The sequence below is a fragment of the Ruegeria sp. BF7 genome, assembly GCF_056538605.1.
Map to the genome: position 1 here is coordinate 62,947 of NZ_JBQFTM010000004.1, position 15,737 is coordinate 78,683.

The window sequence follows — 15,737 nt, forward strand, 5'->3', positions numbered from 1 at the left end:
CCCTTCGGTGAATCATGCGGTCGGACCAGAAAAAATTGAGTTAAACTGAAGCCGAACTCCTCGTTTTCTCCACATTCCCGCTTTGGTTTCGCACTGGGCATCGGATCATCCTGTAGTTGGTGCCAGATTTGGCGTGGGGTGATTTGATATGGTGCTTCAGTTCGAAGGCGTGGTTGCAACAGGGAGCACAGCGCTCGATTCAGGTATCGGCGATACGGCTTTAAAAACGCTTAATGGCGAAACGTATCTGTTCAGCGTGACCGGTCCGGGCGGTGGGATTGCGGTGTGGAAACTGGTCGAAGGCGCTCTGCCGCAGATGCAGGACACCGAGTACTTCAGTGGCACGATCACGTATCAGGTCGGTAACAGCGCCTTACCCGTGGTGCTGGCCGGCGACGATCAGCTTGTTCTGGATGTGCGTACGGCGACAGGGCTGGTCGGATATGAGATCAATCCAAACGGGACCGTGGGCGCTTTGCAGGAAACCGACTCGCTGGTCGGTGGCGGGGATATCTCGGCCATTGCTCAGTTCGGCGGCGTGCTGACTATTGCGCATGAGGGAACAGGGCAGATCTCGACCTATACCGTGAACGGGGATGGTTCGCTGAGCTCGGCAGCTTCGGTCACAGGGCAGGCTGACTCGATGCAGGTGTTGCGGGTCGGGGCAGTCCACTTCGTCATCATGGCCGATTCTGTCAGCAACACGATCGGCACTTACAGCTTCGATCAGGATACCGGCGCCCTGACCGCGGTGGATAACAGCGACGCGCTGGCGACACTGGGAATTGCGACGCCGACGGCAGTCGAGGTGGTGCAGGCTTTCGGCCAATCATGGGTTGTTGTGGCTGGGGCGGACAGCAACTCGCTCAGCGTGATGGAGTTAACAGTCGATGGGCGCCTGATTGCAACCGACCACGTTCTGGATTCGTTGCATACACGGTTTGAAACTGCGCAGGATCTGGCCGTGATCGAAGCCGATGGACATGTGTTTGTCGTGGCGGGCGGTGGCGATGATGGTGTTACCCTTTTTACCCTGACGCCGAATGGCCAGCTGGTGTATTTGGACAGTTTTGCCGATACCGTGCAAAGCGGCCTGCAAAACGTCGAAACGCTAAGTGTCGCTCATGTCGGGAACGAGCTGCAAATTCTCGTCAGTTCGCAACAGGATGCGGGACTGACACAGATCAGCGTTTCAATCGATGATCTGGGTATCGTGCGGGACGGGTTCGGTACGGTTACCGGGTCGGCGCAGAACGACATACTCAGCGGCAACATCCTAGAGACCACTCTGGTGGGAGGGGCAGGGGATGACATTCTGATCGCGGGTGTCGGGGCGACCACGATGGATGGCGGAACCGGGGCGGATATCTTTGTCATGCAATATGGTAGCGACCCAACAACCATTAACGGTTTCCAGGCAGGGGTCGACCGGTTAGACCTGTTCGACTATCCGCTGTTGCGCAGTCCCGGACAGTTGGAATTTACCGCCACCGTGCAGGGAGCGCAAATCAAATACATCGACGAGGTGGTCGTCATCAACTCCGCGACCGGAGGGCCCCTGTCCAGCACCGAAGTGTTCGGAGCGGGGTTTGGCGGGCCGGATCACATCCCGGTGGATTTCGGAGATTTCGGTGGGCTGGACCCAGAAAGTTCGGACGGCGTTTTGGGCGATATCTCGATCAACTCGGAAACCGCGAATCCCGGCCTGTCAGACGCCGAGATTCACTTTACCCCGGATGGAGGCGGAACCATCAGCGTTCGTGCGGGTGATGAAGGGCGTTTTGATCTGGGTTTGCCCTCAGGCACGTTTGAGGGTGAGTTGGATATCGTCAAAACCTATTCGCTGGCCAGTGACAAAATCTCGGCACTGGATGCCTTGCAGGTTTTACGGATCTCAGTCGGGCTCGACCCGACATGGGGGACTGCGACGCCGGAAAACCTGATCGCAGCAGACGTCAATCAGGATGGAACGGTCAATGCTTTCGACGCCTTGGCTATCCTTAAGCTATCTGTCGGCCTGCCGACGGGGCATGACGCGGGATGGGTTTTCCTGGACAAGAACGCAGACCTGTCCGGCATCACAGAGACAAATGTCAGTTACGAAACCGGCGTAAACGTCACGGTAGTCGACAACGTGATTGCCACAGACATGACCGCGATCCTGTTGGGGAACATCGAGCAGATCTGAAAACGACCGTCGCCGTTATTCGCGGAAAGCCCTGTTGAAATAGTCGGCCAAAGGTTTGATCAAATAAGACAGGGGGCTTCTTTCGTCAGTTTTGATCATGGTTTCCACCGGCATCCCGGGCAACAAAGCTTGACCGTTCAGACGTTCGACTTCGCTGTCTTCCGGAGCAACTTCCGCACGGTAATAGGTCTGGCCGGTGTTTTCATCAGTGAAGGTATCTGCCGAAACAGTGATAACCTGCCCTTCAATTTCGGGTGTTTCACGTTGGTTGAATGCTGGAAAGCGCAAGGACACGGGTTGGCCAACATATAGCTGATCTACATGGATTGCATCCACGCGTGCAGCGACAAGCAGCGGTGTGTCCTGAGGAACAACATACATCATCGGTTCTGCAGGCTGTATCACCGACTGCAGCGCAAAAACCTGACTGCCATAGACCGTCCCGGAGACAGGTGCGCGGATATCCAGCCGCGACAGCCGTACATCCAGCGACAGGCGACGCTCAGCCAATTCCAATATCTGTGTCTGAACGTCCCGCAATTCCGTGATGGCCTCTTCGCGACGCGTGGCGGCCAATTCCACAATTTCGATCTCTGTTGCAGCAATTTGCCCTGCCAGGCGCGCAACTGTGGCCTCCAACCGACCAATCTCGCCGGTCAGGCTGGCCTCTTCGCGCTGCAGAGCGGAAACCCGGCTTGCCTGCGTCAGGCCACGATTCAGCAGGCTTTTTTGATCGTCCAGTTCCTCTTGAATGAGTTCAACCTGACGCCGCAGAGAGACAAGTTGCGCCTCTGTGCCTTCGATCTCTGTTTCGATCTGATCCCGCTGTTTGCCCAGTTGCTGAGTTTGTTGCGTCAGGGTCTCCAGCCGGGCTTCGAACAAGCTCCGCTGACCTGCGATCAGGTCTTCATCTATATTTTCCTGCTCTTGAACAATCGCCAACTGGGTTGCCAGCTCCTCGGCACCTGCTCCGTCGCGTTCGGCCTCCAAACGGGCCCGCCGCGCCATCAGCTCAAACAGTTGAGATTCAACGATGGTCTTTTCCGAGGACAAAAACGTATCGTCAAGACGGACCAGCATGTCTCCGTCGGAGACCACATCTCCGTCGCGGACAAAAATCTCTCCGACAACACCGCCATCAGGGTGTTCAACGACCTGCCGGTTGCTTTGTACCTCAATACTCCCCTGCGAGATGATGGCTCCGGCCAGACGGGTTTGAACAGCCCAGACGCCCAGCCCGCCGACAAGAATGATCAGCGCCGCAAAACCAACGAAAGCCGGTACGGTGATCCGCCACACCGGGCGCGTATCTCGAGACACCTTATCCTGCATCTTTCTTCACCTGATTGAGGCCTCGTTTGATCGCACCGGCATTTTGTACCATTGCAGCCAGCACCTCGTCTCGGCTGCCGGTTTTCACTACCTGTCCGTTTTCGACAACCGCCAGATCATCACATTCCGAAATCGCCTGTGGGCGGTGTGTCATGATGATGGTGGATTTGCCAGCCTCCTTCAGCTCTCGAACAGCAGCATTCAGCGCCTCGGTTCCGTCAGCATCCAGAGCCGAATTCGGCTCGTCCAGGATCAACATGACCGGGTCCCCGTACAAGGCACGCGCCAGCGCGATCCGTTGCTTTTGGCCACCGGACAACTGGCTGTCATTGCCTTCCAGAAACGTGTCATACCCCTTGCTGAGCTTCAAGATCAGCTCATGCGCCTTGGCCTTTTTTGCCGCAGCCACAACGGCCTCGGGATTCGGGTTTTCCGACATGCGGGCGATGTTTTCTGCCACCGTTCCGTTAAACAGGGTCACTGCCTGAGGCAGGTAACCGATATGTTGGCCCAGATCAGTGGGATCGTATTGATCCAGCGTCGCACCGCCCAGTCGGATTTCCCCAGTCGCCGGTTGCCACAGGCCCAACAGGGCCTTGGCCAGCGTCGATTTACCCGACCCGCTTTTGCCGATGACGCCAAGCGCCCGGCCGGGTTCAAGCTGCAGCGTCACGTTTCGCAGGGTCGGTTTGTCCGCACCCGGCGGGATGACCGTCAAACCCTTGGCGGTCAGACGAGCCTCGGGCACGGGCAATTTGGTGCGTGGCTTTTCGGGCGGGGTTGCGTCCAGAAATCGGTTTAGCGAGGACCAGGCCGTTCGCGCGCGCTCGACCATACCCCATTGGCCCACGGCTTGTTCGACCGGCGCTAACGCACGGCCCAGCAGGATCGACCCGGCGATCATAGCGCCCGGCGTCAGTTCGTTGCGCAGTACCAGCCAGGCACCAAGCGCCAGCATCGCCGATTGCAGGAATAATCGCAGGGACTTGGTCAGCGAGGTAAAGCTGCCGGTCCAGTCGCTGGCAGCGATGGTCTGGCGCAGGGCACTTGTCCGCTGGCGTTGCCAACGTTGGGTGATGTCCTCTTGCATGCCTTGCGATCTCACCACCTCGGCGGCTTGTCTGGCATGTTCCGAAAAGGCATTGGCTTGCGCCGAGGCCTGTTGTGCCGAGGCCACCTTGTGGCGCGTCAGACCCTGGTTCAGCAACGCAATCACGATCAGCAGGGAACCGCCGACAACGGCCAGCCAGCCCAGCAGCGGGTGGAACAGGAAGATCGCTGCCAGAAACACCGGGGTCCACGGGATATCCATCACCGCCAGCAAAACGGGAGAGGAACACAGGTTTTGAATCGATTCCAGATCGCGCAGCGCCGTTGCCGGGGCTGAACGTGCCTGCGGGTACAGCGACCGGCGCATGGTTGCATCGAACACACGTTCGTCCAATTGCGACTGGAAGCGGGCGCCAAACCTAGCAACGATTCTGCCGCGGGCGTAATCCAGCATTGCCATGAGCGCGTATAGCAGTGCCACCAGCAAGAACAGCGCCGTCAGCGTTTCAACCGCGCGCGATCCCAGCACCCGGTCATAGACCTGCAACATGAACAAAGGCCCGGTCAGCATCAGGATGTTGACAAATATGCTGAACAGAAACGCCAGCGCCAGAAATGTCATGCCCTGATTGCGCACTTTTCGCAGCTCGTGGCGAGGTGGCATCATCATGCGATTTTCAATATTCACGTACGGGGCCTTTGGTAACTGTTACTCTACAGGGCTAGTGCATTTGCGATGGGCCGCATCTTAAATCTATAGCGCGGTGCTGAAAATGCGAGAGTTAGCGGATCGGCGGAAAGCTACTTGCTGTAAAGCCAACGACCGCCCGGTGGGTGTATTGACGCTAATATGGTTCCCAAATTGGTCTCAATTACGGTGTCGAAAAGGATCGAACCAATCGAGATTCTACCCAGTCATTCAGGTGAAACAGGTAATATCTGGTTGCCACATTGGCAACCGTGATCGGAATCGCCCGCAAATTGGGGCAGGGGACGAATTCGAATCCCGCTCTTTTCGGATTCCGCATCAACCTCGGCCTGGTGCAGGCGTGAAGTAATGGCCAGCAATTCGGGCCCGGCATGAAAGGATCTGAGTTCCGATTTCAACATAGGCTCAGAAAAAGTATTGCCCAGTTGAAAACAATTGAGCTTACAAATGCCCGAAGATCACAGCCCGCAGGCCAGACGGAAAAGGGTCTCATTGTTGACATCTTTACCCCGTCAATCTGTTTCCTAGATCATTATAAAGTCATGGTTCATTGCGCCAGATTTCAGGAATGCCGGAATGACCGGAGTTGACCACGTTTACCGCTATACAGGCCGCTCGACACTGGTCGGGCAGGATCAAGACCGGTCATTGTTTCTTGTTGCGGATCAGACTGGTGTCGATGAACCGCATACTTTTCTGAAGGCTTTTGCGAAAGAACCCGACGTGACAGCCAGAGCGTTGCGTGCGGTTTCTGAAATCGTGGGGTCAAGGTTTTACGTCCCGCCATCCATGTTGTCACGGATATTGCGCGAAGCCGATCCCGTTGCGACCGTTGGCCCGACAACAGTCCGGTTCGAAGGTTTCTCAGCCTGTTGTAGCGCCTACATCCGTCTGGATATTGATGAAGACGCTCTTGAGGTCGAACACCGCGGCAAAGGAACCACAAACGTGGATTTCGGGGCCGAATTGCGGGCGCTGTTGGCTCAGACCCGACCGGAAAGTCGTCTGGAGATTGCAATCAGAGCCCGTGCGGTTGGACTGGCGCATGAACGCGCCAACGTCACCGAGCGCAAGGTCCCACTGCCCTTGCGGTGGATCAAGGGTTTTGGCGAAGTGCAGGGGCACCTGTCGGGAATGGAGAAAGCGTTCTCGTTGCCCTCCGTATCGGCCCGGCGGTTTCTCCGCAGCTTGCCGCGCTCTAAGTCGGATCACCGGATCTGGATCGCCGCCACAGGTTCGAGGGTCAGAACCACGACCCGTCAGGCACCCGGCAGCGTGCCGTTGCGTGGAGGTCATCGACTAAGGGTGTTCGAAACGTTAGTTGGCAGGGCCGCCGCTCTTCATGTCTATGGCAATCACGCGTTGCAAAGCTCGGCCTGGGTGCTCGATTTCGGATCGCAGCGGTTGACCCTGGTACTAAATGCCGAACCTTGGCGCGGGTTTTCCGGCGATGGCCGGCTTCTGTCAGATCTGGTGCGGAATGAAGCGGATATTGCCGCCCTACGGGCGCAGTTTCACTGGCAGGACAGTTTGAACCTGTCTTCTTTGGCCCACAGCAGCGGGCTGCCTCATGATCAGGTCAACACGGCCATGTCGCGTCTGGCGGCCTTGGGTCTTGTGGGGTTTGACCTTGCCCATTCCACTTGGTTTCACAGAGTTCTTCCGTTCGACATGGACCGGATCGAGGCAATGAACCCCCGCCTGAAAGCAGCTCGGGAACTGGTGGATGCCCGGGCGGTCACACTTGATCAGGACGGTGCAGAGGTGATCAGCGACGCGGCATTTCATCGAGTGCGTTTTTTCGATAGCGCGCCGAGTTGCACGTGCCCATGGTATGCCAGAAACAAAAACACACGCGGCCCCTGCAAGCACATTCTGGCCGCGGAACTGGAAATGGAGCGCTTGCAGTGACCGAAGCAGAATTCGTGAAACTGATTTCAACCAAGCGGGCGCGTCACGTGCTGAAGACACTTTGTGGTATCCCTGAAGCCGACCGTCGCGCCTTTGCTCCGATCGCGCTTAAAACACAGAAAGCGTATGAAAAAGCGTATTGGGATGCCCAGTTCAGCGGTAAAAAACAGGCTCTGAATTTGGCCAAGGACAGCGATGCGCTTGGAGTCGCGATTCTGGCGACAGCGCGCCCATCCGAATACAGATGCGGAGATTGGCGTATCCTGCCGCGTTCGATCCCTCTGGCGGATGTATTCGGCGCCCTTGACCTCAGCTGGATGGACGATTGGGCGCTGGCGGCGGTTGAAGACAACCCCCGCCTGATCGAAGTGGTCCATGCGCTTTATGCACAAGGGCAGTGCAGCATCCCGCAGACGGACGCCTACATACTGGGTTACTATGCGCACCAAGCGGCCATTCCCGGCCCCGCGCGTAACCAGTTTCTGACGCATGACGTCTGGCGGTTTTTCGAGGTTGAAGGAGGCGGTGACCTTAGCCTTGCCGCACATGACAAATACTGCGGGCCGGGGGTATCTTGGTCAGATTTCCTGATCGGCCTGTGCGACGACGGCACGTTGGACCGAGACCGGCTGTTGGACGCCTCACTGGATGCGCTTGAACGGGATTTCGGGCAGTTTCGGGCCGGATGGTACTCGCGGTTTCACACCAGCCTTTGCCCTACGGACACAGAGGTTTTGCACCGGACCACGCGGTATCTGGACTTGCTTGGCAGCGCTGCACCTCCGACTATGGCCTTTGCGTTGAAGGTGTTGAAAAGGATCGACAAACTGAGCGGGATTGATCCTGTCGCGCTGTTGGCTTCGATCGAACCCGCATTACAAGGCCGCCAGAAATCCAGTGCCGTCTTGGCGCTGCAATTGCTGAAAAGCTGCGCCAAGTGCCATCCCGACAGGGCAACTGACGTGGCTCTGATGGCAGTATCAGCCCTGATTTCCGAAGCCGGAGATGTGCAGGCAAAGGCTTTGGACCTGATCGAATCCTTGGGCCAGCACTCTGAACCAGAGGTTCAGGAAAAACTGCGCGATTACATGGACTTTGCCGCGCCGACAGTTCAGGGAAGGCTTGCAAAGATTTTGGGGGGCGGCAAACCAACCCCTCTGCCTGATGCCGATGATCTGGTGGCAAAGCTCGAGGTCCTTCGTCCGGTCGCCTCGGCGGAAGAAGCCGTGGCGGCGTTTCTTGAGCTATTGGAAGACGGTCGCGACCCGTTTTTGACAGAACGCGCATTTGACGGTTTGGCCCGTTTCGGGGCGGCAGCTGATCCCTTGTTGTCCCCCCTGGCGAAGCGGGCAAATCAATTAAGAAACCGCATGGTGCAAGATGTGTTTAGCGGGGTAGGGAACTTCGAAAAACCAATCGTGGCTACCGCGCTGGCATGGGCCAACGGGACGGATTTTGAGGCTGAACTGCAGCCATTCCTTACGCCTCGGTATTCCGGGCACACGCCGCTTGGGATTGAACGCAACAGCTTTGAGGGGATGTTTGCAGCCCGGGCGCAAGAGGTGCTTGCTCTTGTGCGGAAGGGGCACGCGGCACCCATGCTGTCGGCGCCCGGTGACAACTGCGGGTATCTGGCGGCGGGACAGTTGATCGAACGGCTGGCAGAATACCGAAAGATCGGCGTCCGACCGGGTGACACTGATTTCAAACTGGCGCTTATGCGTTTGGCGCCCGAAGGGCGTGAAACGGCCTTGAACGACGTCCAGCCGCTATCTGAACCGGAAAGGGCACTTGCTTTTGCGTTAGGGGCTGACCTGCCACCTGAAGCGGACAAACAGCTATGGGCGATTGCGTGGTCGTCGACCCTGCCGCTGCGTGCCGATCCACGCATAGAGTCCCTCGTTGGCGGACCAATACCGGGTGTGGGTCACCCGGCACGGTTTGAGTTCTTCGCAGATATTCGGCGGATAGATCAATATAGTTGGCCGAGGCCCAAAATCCGGATCACCCCGCCAATTCCCGATGATTTCGATGCTGCATTGGGTTTTGCCCTGCCTGCAAAATCTGAGCACATTTTTTTGAGCGATCCGGGCAGCAGTTGGATGATGCACCCGAACTCCTGGGTGGGATTGATCCGACCAGCGCATACCGAGTTGTTCTTTGCCACCGGCATTTTCGAACTGGAACTGGACCAGAAGCTGACCAATCATCATTGCCTGATGTTCCTGGATCCGCTGTTCCGCCCCGATCCCAAGCCCGGAGTGATGGCACACGCCATGCTCTCCTGGTATCTTGCCAGTGCCGATGAGGGTGTCGGATCAACAACAATTGATGCAATGGCCACATTGATGGCTCAGCAGTTGTTTGACCCAAGCGCGTTTGCATCAGCCGCGCATTCCCTTGTGTTTCACGCGGACCTGCCGCTGCGACGGTGGACCAAGCGATTGACCCAATTGGCCGGAATTTCCAACACCCATGCGCGGGTGGTGAAAACTGCGTTGGCGGGCATGATGGTCGACCTGCCGGCAGTGCTTCCGCGTGATCTGGGTAGCATTCTGGATCTGCTATACGAGCTTTGCGTGGCATTTGATGAACCGGCGGGGTCGTCGGACGTTCAGTCAGCTTTGCAAGCAGTCAAGGCCGGTGGAAAAACGGGGAAGTTCGCGCGCAAACTAGCGGTCTTCGGTCAAACCGTGAATTGAGTTCAACACCGGATACGTCAGAATATCGGGGCGTGGTCCACGTCAGTGGTGCCTTAATGGTGTTCCAAGCTTTCCAGATCGTGACTCACGCGGGCACAAACTGTGCCATCACTGTCAGAGTATGCGGTGGGTAGCTGATCGTTTCAGGCAAGAGGCGTCAATTGCCCGCTACTCCGCGTTCCGCAAGCAGATCTTCAATATCGGCGGTACTGAGCGCGAAGCGATAGCAGTCCCAAACAGCATAGGCGATGATCTTAGGCGAAAAACGTAGACCTTTCAGGCGCGGTATTTTGGGCGGTATTGTAATGCATGATGCATGACCTGTGCAGAACGCCCAAACAAGCTGGCAATCACGTTTTCAGTTATACGTTTAAATACAATTGGGCTTATCATTGCCGTCTAATCATGGTCGCATTTCTCGAAAGCCGCAAAACAGTATATTGAATTGACACAATCATGAAAATTTTAGGATCGGCCCTTACAAACACCGGACGCGCTCGTCCCTCCAATCAAGACTGCATCTTGGCGGGATCTTGGAAAGAGCAGCGTTCAATGGCCGAGCCCTATAGGTTTGAGTTTTCTGAGCCCACCGGCCAACTGGCTCTGATAGCTGATGGTTTGGGAGGTCATCGCGCTGGAGAGTACGCGAGTGAAATGGCCGTAAACGCATTTCTTTCACGTACATCGGGACTAACGAGTCCCTACGAACTTGTTGAATTCTTAAGAAATACAAATCGGAATTTATACGATCTGGCAGCTGAAAACTCACTTTTTGAGGGGATGGGTACGACCGTAGCCGGCGTGGTTTGTTTCTCCGACAAACTGATCTGGTTCAATGTGGGGGACAGTAAAGTCTTTCGTTTTCGCAATAAGATTTTGCACCAGTTAAGTGTGGATGACCTCGTCTCGGAGGCATCCCTTTCGAGCTTGAAAAAACCTGCGTTGTCTCAATCCCTCGGGGGGACACCAAGTTTCCATGATATTGATCCCCATACAGGTATCGAGCCAGTAAGCGAGGGTTCGAAATACTTGATTTGCAGCGACGGACTGACGGATGTAGTTCCGATTCCGTTCATTGAGCAGGTTTTGTCTCATTCAAACGGAACAGCCGTGAAGCGACTGCTCGAAGCTACGCTTGCGAAGGGAGCGCCAGACAATGTTTCCATCATTGTGATGTCAGTTGAAACCAGTGCGATTCAAGAACACAAGCGCTCCTCATGACAGTTCAGGCAGATACTGAAATTTGCCGGGAACGAAATGGGCTCCAGCGCCAATTTCGACAACGAGCGGAGAAATTTGGATGCTCTTGATAGGTATCTTCCAGCCCATAGAAGTAAGAAACTTGGTCCTCTGCCGCGAAAATAAGGAAACAAGACGGGCTGAACTCTCCGATCCTCAAAGGCTTTTGCAGTTGTGACTCCTGATTACTCACGGAAGGTATCACAACTGGTTTCTGGCTTTTGACTGCCTAAAAATTGAATTCGTCTTTCTCTGTCAAAAGTAGGGTCGCCCAATGCACAGGCAATTTCCAAACTCAATCTGTCCCAAACGCGGGTCACACCCTCTTCATTTGTGGTCGCAAAGGAATGACCATCTGGCGCCAGTGCAATTCTCCAACTTGGGGCTGCGTGCACTTTCTGAACAGGCATGAGACGTCGGTTCACCGCCGTGTCCCACCAATGCAAATCTCCTGATCTGTCGACTGCAACCAAGGTCGCGCCATCTGCCAAAAAGGCAATATCCGTCGCGCCGCCTTTGTGCCCGCCATACGACGCCAGTTCGTCGCCGCTTGCCAAATCCCAGACTTTTACCACTTCGTCGCTTGACGCCGATGCAACTTTTGAATTGTCAGTCGAAAACGCAACACTCCAGAGCGTGTTATCGTCCGCGTCTATCACGTTTTCCAACTCATTACGTGTAATACTCCAGATATAGACCTTTCCGTTGGCGGAAGCTGCCGCAAGCCTGGCATCGTCCGAAGAAATGGTTACTCGGTTTATGGCCGTTTCGGGCAACCCAATCGTTTCAACTATACTTGTGTCTGCAGCATCAATTCTATGAACCCCATTCCCCGCGGCGGCAAAAAACAACGATGAGGCGGTAGGCGCAATGTTCCAGACCGGCGCCTGACCCAAGCTGAATTCTTCTATAAGCTGCAAGGAAATTGGGTCCCAAATCCGGATAGTGCCATCCCGATCACCCGTGACAAGGTGTCGGCCATCTTGCGAAAACGCTACGGCCCAAACCTGATTTCGATGCCCCCTTAACAACATGGGCTTCATGGTGGAGCCTACATCCCAAATCCACACATTGCCTTCGCCATCGCCTACGGCAATCTTCTTTCCATCAGGGCTATACGCAATGCCAAGAGCCTTTTTCCCACCTTCAAAGGTCAAGGTATTGTCGCTGCTTGTTTCGTAAGCGACCTGCCAAATACGGACCTGTTGGTCCCTACCAAGTGTCGCCACAATGGGAACCTGCGTGGCAGTTTTAATATCTACGATGCTCTGGCTGTGCGCTTGCACTTCGTCCCCAATAGGCAACAAGTGGGCATCTTCCAATATGAGCGTTCCGTTTACCGTGGCGCCCACAAGAACGTTTTTTGTGCCGGAAAACGCTGCAGCTACAACCGCATCAGCGTGGGTAAAACGATCAACGATTGGACCACCTGATGGAAATCCGATCGTCGTGACCTTTCCATTCGTATGGGAGACGACAAAAAGACTGCCGTCGCTGCTGAATGAAAGGTGGTCAGGATCGGGACCCAGCGGACCACCGGGTATCGGCGGAAAGGCCGGACGTGCATCTATGTCCACCCATCCGTAGATGGACCCGTCGACATTTCCGGCTACCAAACCTTCCAACACCGGGGAAAAAGCGACTCGTTTGAAACCGAGTTGCTGTTCCGCAAGGGGTGGACCTATTTGCATCCCGGTCGAAACGTCCCAAAGGCGTACCGTACCGTCTCCGGTGGCAGAGGCTGCGCGTCTGCTAATTGAATCGAAGGCTACGCCGAACGCGACATCGTCACCGGAAAACAGGGTTGTGACCGGACCAATTCGAGAAGGACCAACATCCCACAAACGGACCTCTCCGTCGGTTGCAGCCGACAAGAGAAGGCTTCCGTTCGGTGAGAAGGCCAGATCTCGAATCCCCCCCGAATGTCCTACCAATTCAGCCAAAACACCTTCATCCGAATTGGTGCTGTGGATCACAATTCGTCCATCTCTTAATCCGACGGCTACCCGTTGTCCTGCGGCATCAAGGTCCATGGTTTGAGCGTCTCCGACCGTAAGTGGGCTACCCAACGGAATAAGGCCTGGTTCGCTCAGTTTCTGGCGCGCCAATAGCATTGCAGACCGCGCATCAGAGGTGGAACTGGCCGAGTTGGCTCGGGCGATGGCTTCTGCACTTAAGGAAAGAGCGAGCAGTGGGTCTGACTGAGATAGGCCATTTGCGGCCGCTCCGAGCGCGCGCGCGAACCGCTCGTTGGCTTCTGCTGTCGCGGCAACTGCAATCTTGCGATTGGTTTCAGCAAGGTTGGATGCACGAATTGCCAGAATTGAAGCACCCGTCGCCCCAATGGTCAGTACAGCCAGCGCACCAGCTGCAATCTGAAAGTAGAGACGCCGCCGCCGTTTGCGCCGACTAGATGCCTTCAGAGCTGCCTCACGCGCCTCACGCGCCTGTCCGAGGAACTCTCGTTCAAGCTTTCCCAACTCGTTTTCGTTGTCAACCGACCACTCTTCCGCAGCCAACAGCCTTGTTCCGCGATATAACAAGTCAGGTTCGCGGCTATCCTGTTCCCACTCTGCAGCGTCATGCTGAATACGTTGGCGCATTCGCAGATCGTCTCGGCTATCCTCGATCCAGGAATTCAATCTTGGCCAAGTGCGGAGAAGGGCCTCATGCGCGATTTGAACGGTGTCTTCATCCACCGTCAAAAGGCGTGCGTCTGTCAGGGCTTCAACAACCTTCCGGGTTGTGTCCGGTGCAACGTCTTGTTCAACCTCGTCTATCGGAAGCAATCTGCGCGTATCCGGTGTACCCTCGCCGGGTGTTACCAATCGCAAAAACAATCGCTGCGTGGCCTTTTGCTGGTCCTCATCAAAACTGTTCGAAAACAGTGTTTCGGCTGTTTGGCTGATCGCACCCGCCACGCCTCCTGCCTCTCTGTAGCCGTCCAGAGACATGGTTGCTCCCTTGCGTCGGATGTAGGTTTCGTAAAGCGAATGCGCCACTAGAGGCAACGAGCCGGCCTCTTTGCCTGCTTCATCGACAATTGCGTCTATCAGAGACCTGTCCATATGCAGCCCGGCTGCACGTGAAGGCTCACTGATTGCTCGGCGAAGTTCCGCACGGGTCATCGGCCCCACCAACAGTTGGTTTTCCGATATCCGGTCAGCAAGCCAAGGTATTTCTGCACATGAAGCGTAAAAGTCGGCGCGAATGGTGATCACAGTTCGAACGCGGCTATCTGCAGGGTCGGTCATTGCAGACAAAGCTTCTAAGAACTTCATTCTGCGCTCTTGTGTGACCAGGGTAAAAAGCTCTTCGAACTGATCTATGCAAATAAGCAGTTCGCCTTCGTTGGCAGTCGCGAGGCGGCGCGCTGCGCTGGGAAAAGCGACAAAATCGTTAAGTGATATCTGAGCGGTAAGATGTGAATTGTCCCCGATGAGTTGGAAATACAAATCCGTCATTGGGTCCCGGCCGGGTGTGAAAACACAAACACGCCAGTTTTCGCTCCCGTGTATTGCATTTGCTGCCAAGGCAGGGAGCAATCCGGCACGAAGTACCGATGATTTCCCACTTCCCGATGAGCCGCCCAATACCAGCATTCGGCCTTGTTGAAGCCTGTTGACAAGCTCTTCGACCAGATCTTCCCTACCAAAAAAATACCTTGCGTCTTCGGACTGAAAGGCTGCCAGTCCTTTGTAGGGGCATTCAGCCTGACTCTCTGAAATCTGCGTAACAGCCTCGGAAGCGGCTTCTCGTCGATCCCGGTCCAAAGCATCATTCATTGCATCCCGCCAGGACACCATTTGCTGAAATCGCGCTTCAGGGTCCAGCGCCATTCCATGCCCGATGCAGTCGCGCCACATCTCTGGCAACTCCGGCAAGTTCTCTGAGATACGGTGAAACGGTGGCGGCGCCCGACCAGTCAAAACGTGCCACATGAGTGCCGTCGCCGAGTAAACGTCGGTCATTGGAGTTACAGGTTGTCCGCTTTCGACCTGTTCCGGCGCTTGATAGAGCGGTGTTCCGGCCATCATAGTCGCCCCAGTCACGTCAATCGCCATGTCCTTTGCGATTCCCAAGTCAGCCAGAAAGACTCTTTCGTCTGGCTCAACAAGCGCACTAAAAGTGTCTCCGATGTCAGGGCCTTTCGGGCGTTTGATGCGTTGCAAAAGCACGTTTGCCGGTTTGACGTCGCGATGCACAACGTTTGCTTCGTGAACGGCCGTCAAGCCATCGGCCAGCGCGTCAATCAAGATGCCCACGCCGTCACGTTGAGCCAACAACGCTGGCTCCAGACGTTTCAGGCGTTCCGCCAAAGTCCCCCGATCTGCATAGTCCATGACAAAGTAAGGCCGCCCGTCCTCCAGCCGCCCCACGTCATGAACGGACACAACGCGTGGAGATCGAATGCGCCTCAGCAACCGCGCTTCCTCTAGGAAGTGTGTAATGACCTTTTCATTGCTGGCTAGATTTGCATGAAGAATCTTGAGCGTGACAGGGACTTCCAGTTCTTCGTCCCTTGCCAAAACGACAGCTGCAAAACCGCCGCTGGCAATTTCCCTTTCTACGGCATAACGGCCTATAAAAGCGGGGAAACTCATGG

The 15,737-nt window shown here is 55.8% G+C and carries 7 protein-coding genes and 1 pseudogene; 4 read left to right on the top strand and 4 right to left on the bottom strand.

Annotation, left to right across the window (positions count from 1 at the left end):
• Nucleotides 1-148: 148 nt before the first annotated feature.
• Entirely contained in the window at nt 149-2,188 is a 2,040-nt protein-coding gene (locus ACR0IK_RS11075; RefSeq protein WP_480641528.1) for a dockerin type I domain-containing protein, read from the top strand.
• A gap of 15 nt (nt 2,189-2,203) precedes the next feature.
• Here ACR0IK_RS11075 and ACR0IK_RS11080 read toward each other — a convergent pair whose 3' ends face one another.
• Both ACR0IK_RS11080 and ACR0IK_RS11085 read right to left on the bottom strand, forming a co-directional pair.
• Entirely contained in the window at nt 2,204-3,520 is a 1,317-nt protein-coding gene (locus ACR0IK_RS11080; protein ID WP_480594855.1) for an HlyD family type I secretion periplasmic adaptor subunit, read from the bottom strand.
• Complete coding sequence (locus ACR0IK_RS11085) at nt 3,510-5,240, bottom strand: type I secretion system permease/ATPase (protein ID WP_480594856.1); 1,731 nt, start codon at nt 5,238-5,240, stop codon at nt 3,510-3,512. Before ACR0IK_RS11085 ends, ACR0IK_RS11080 begins: the two co-directional genes overlap by 11 nt.
• Nucleotides 5,241-5,855: 615 nt before the next feature.
• Between ACR0IK_RS11085 and ACR0IK_RS11090 the strand changes: the two genes are divergently transcribed.
• Nucleotides 5,856-7,190: an SWIM zinc finger family protein gene (locus ACR0IK_RS11090; RefSeq protein ID WP_480641529.1), complete on the top strand. Its 1,335-nt coding sequence runs from the start codon at nt 5,856-5,858 to the stop codon at nt 7,188-7,190.
• Nucleotides 7,187-9,892, top strand: a complete 2,706-nt coding sequence (locus ACR0IK_RS11095; protein ID WP_480641530.1) for a DUF6493 family protein — start codon at nt 7,187-7,189, stop codon at nt 9,890-9,892. The genes ACR0IK_RS11090 and ACR0IK_RS11095 overlap by 4 nt, the downstream gene beginning before the upstream one ends.
• Nucleotides 9,893-10,061: 169 nt before the next feature.
• On the opposite strand, the pseudogene ACR0IK_RS11100 reads toward ACR0IK_RS11095, so the two are convergent.
• Nucleotides 10,062-10,193: pseudogene (locus ACR0IK_RS11100) on the bottom strand (IS6 family transposase); the annotation flags it as partial.
• A gap of 251 nt (nt 10,194-10,444) precedes the next feature.
• Here ACR0IK_RS11100 and ACR0IK_RS11105 point away from each other — a divergent pair.
• The gene (locus ACR0IK_RS11105; protein WP_480641531.1) at nt 10,445-11,113 is read left to right on the top strand and encodes a PP2C family protein-serine/threonine phosphatase; all 669 of its coding nucleotides are present in this window, start codon (nt 10,445-10,447) and stop codon (nt 11,111-11,113) included.
• A gap of 203 nt (nt 11,114-11,316) precedes the next feature.
• Here ACR0IK_RS11105 and ACR0IK_RS11110 read toward each other — a convergent pair whose 3' ends face one another.
• Nucleotides 11,317-15,735 (bottom strand): WD40 repeat domain-containing serine/threonine protein kinase, encoded by a 4,419-nt coding sequence (locus tag ACR0IK_RS11110; RefSeq protein ID WP_480641532.1) that lies wholly within the window; start codon nt 15,733-15,735, stop codon nt 11,317-11,319.
• Nucleotides 15,736-15,737 lie beyond the last annotated feature (2 nt).

Coding starts and splice junctions, on each gene's coding strand:
- ACR0IK_RS11110 (WP_480641532.1), bottom strand. CDS start 15,735: ATGAGTTTCCCCGCTTTTATAGGCCGTTATGCCGTAGAAAGGGAAATT.
- ACR0IK_RS11080 (WP_480594855.1), bottom strand. CDS start 3,520: ATGCAGGATAAGGTGTCTCGAGATACGCGCCCGGTGTGGCGGATCACC.
- ACR0IK_RS11090 (WP_480641529.1), top strand. CDS start 5,856: ATGACCGGAGTTGACCACGTTTACCGCTATACAGGCCGCTCGACACTG.
- ACR0IK_RS11105 (WP_480641531.1), top strand. CDS start 10,445: ATGGCCGAGCCCTATAGGTTTGAGTTTTCTGAGCCCACCGGCCAACTG.
- ACR0IK_RS11085 (WP_480594856.1), bottom strand. CDS start 5,240: ATGATGATGCCACCTCGCCACGAGCTGCGAAAAGTGCGCAATCAGGGC.
- ACR0IK_RS11075 (WP_480641528.1), top strand. CDS start 149: ATGGTGCTTCAGTTCGAAGGCGTGGTTGCAACAGGGAGCACAGCGCTC.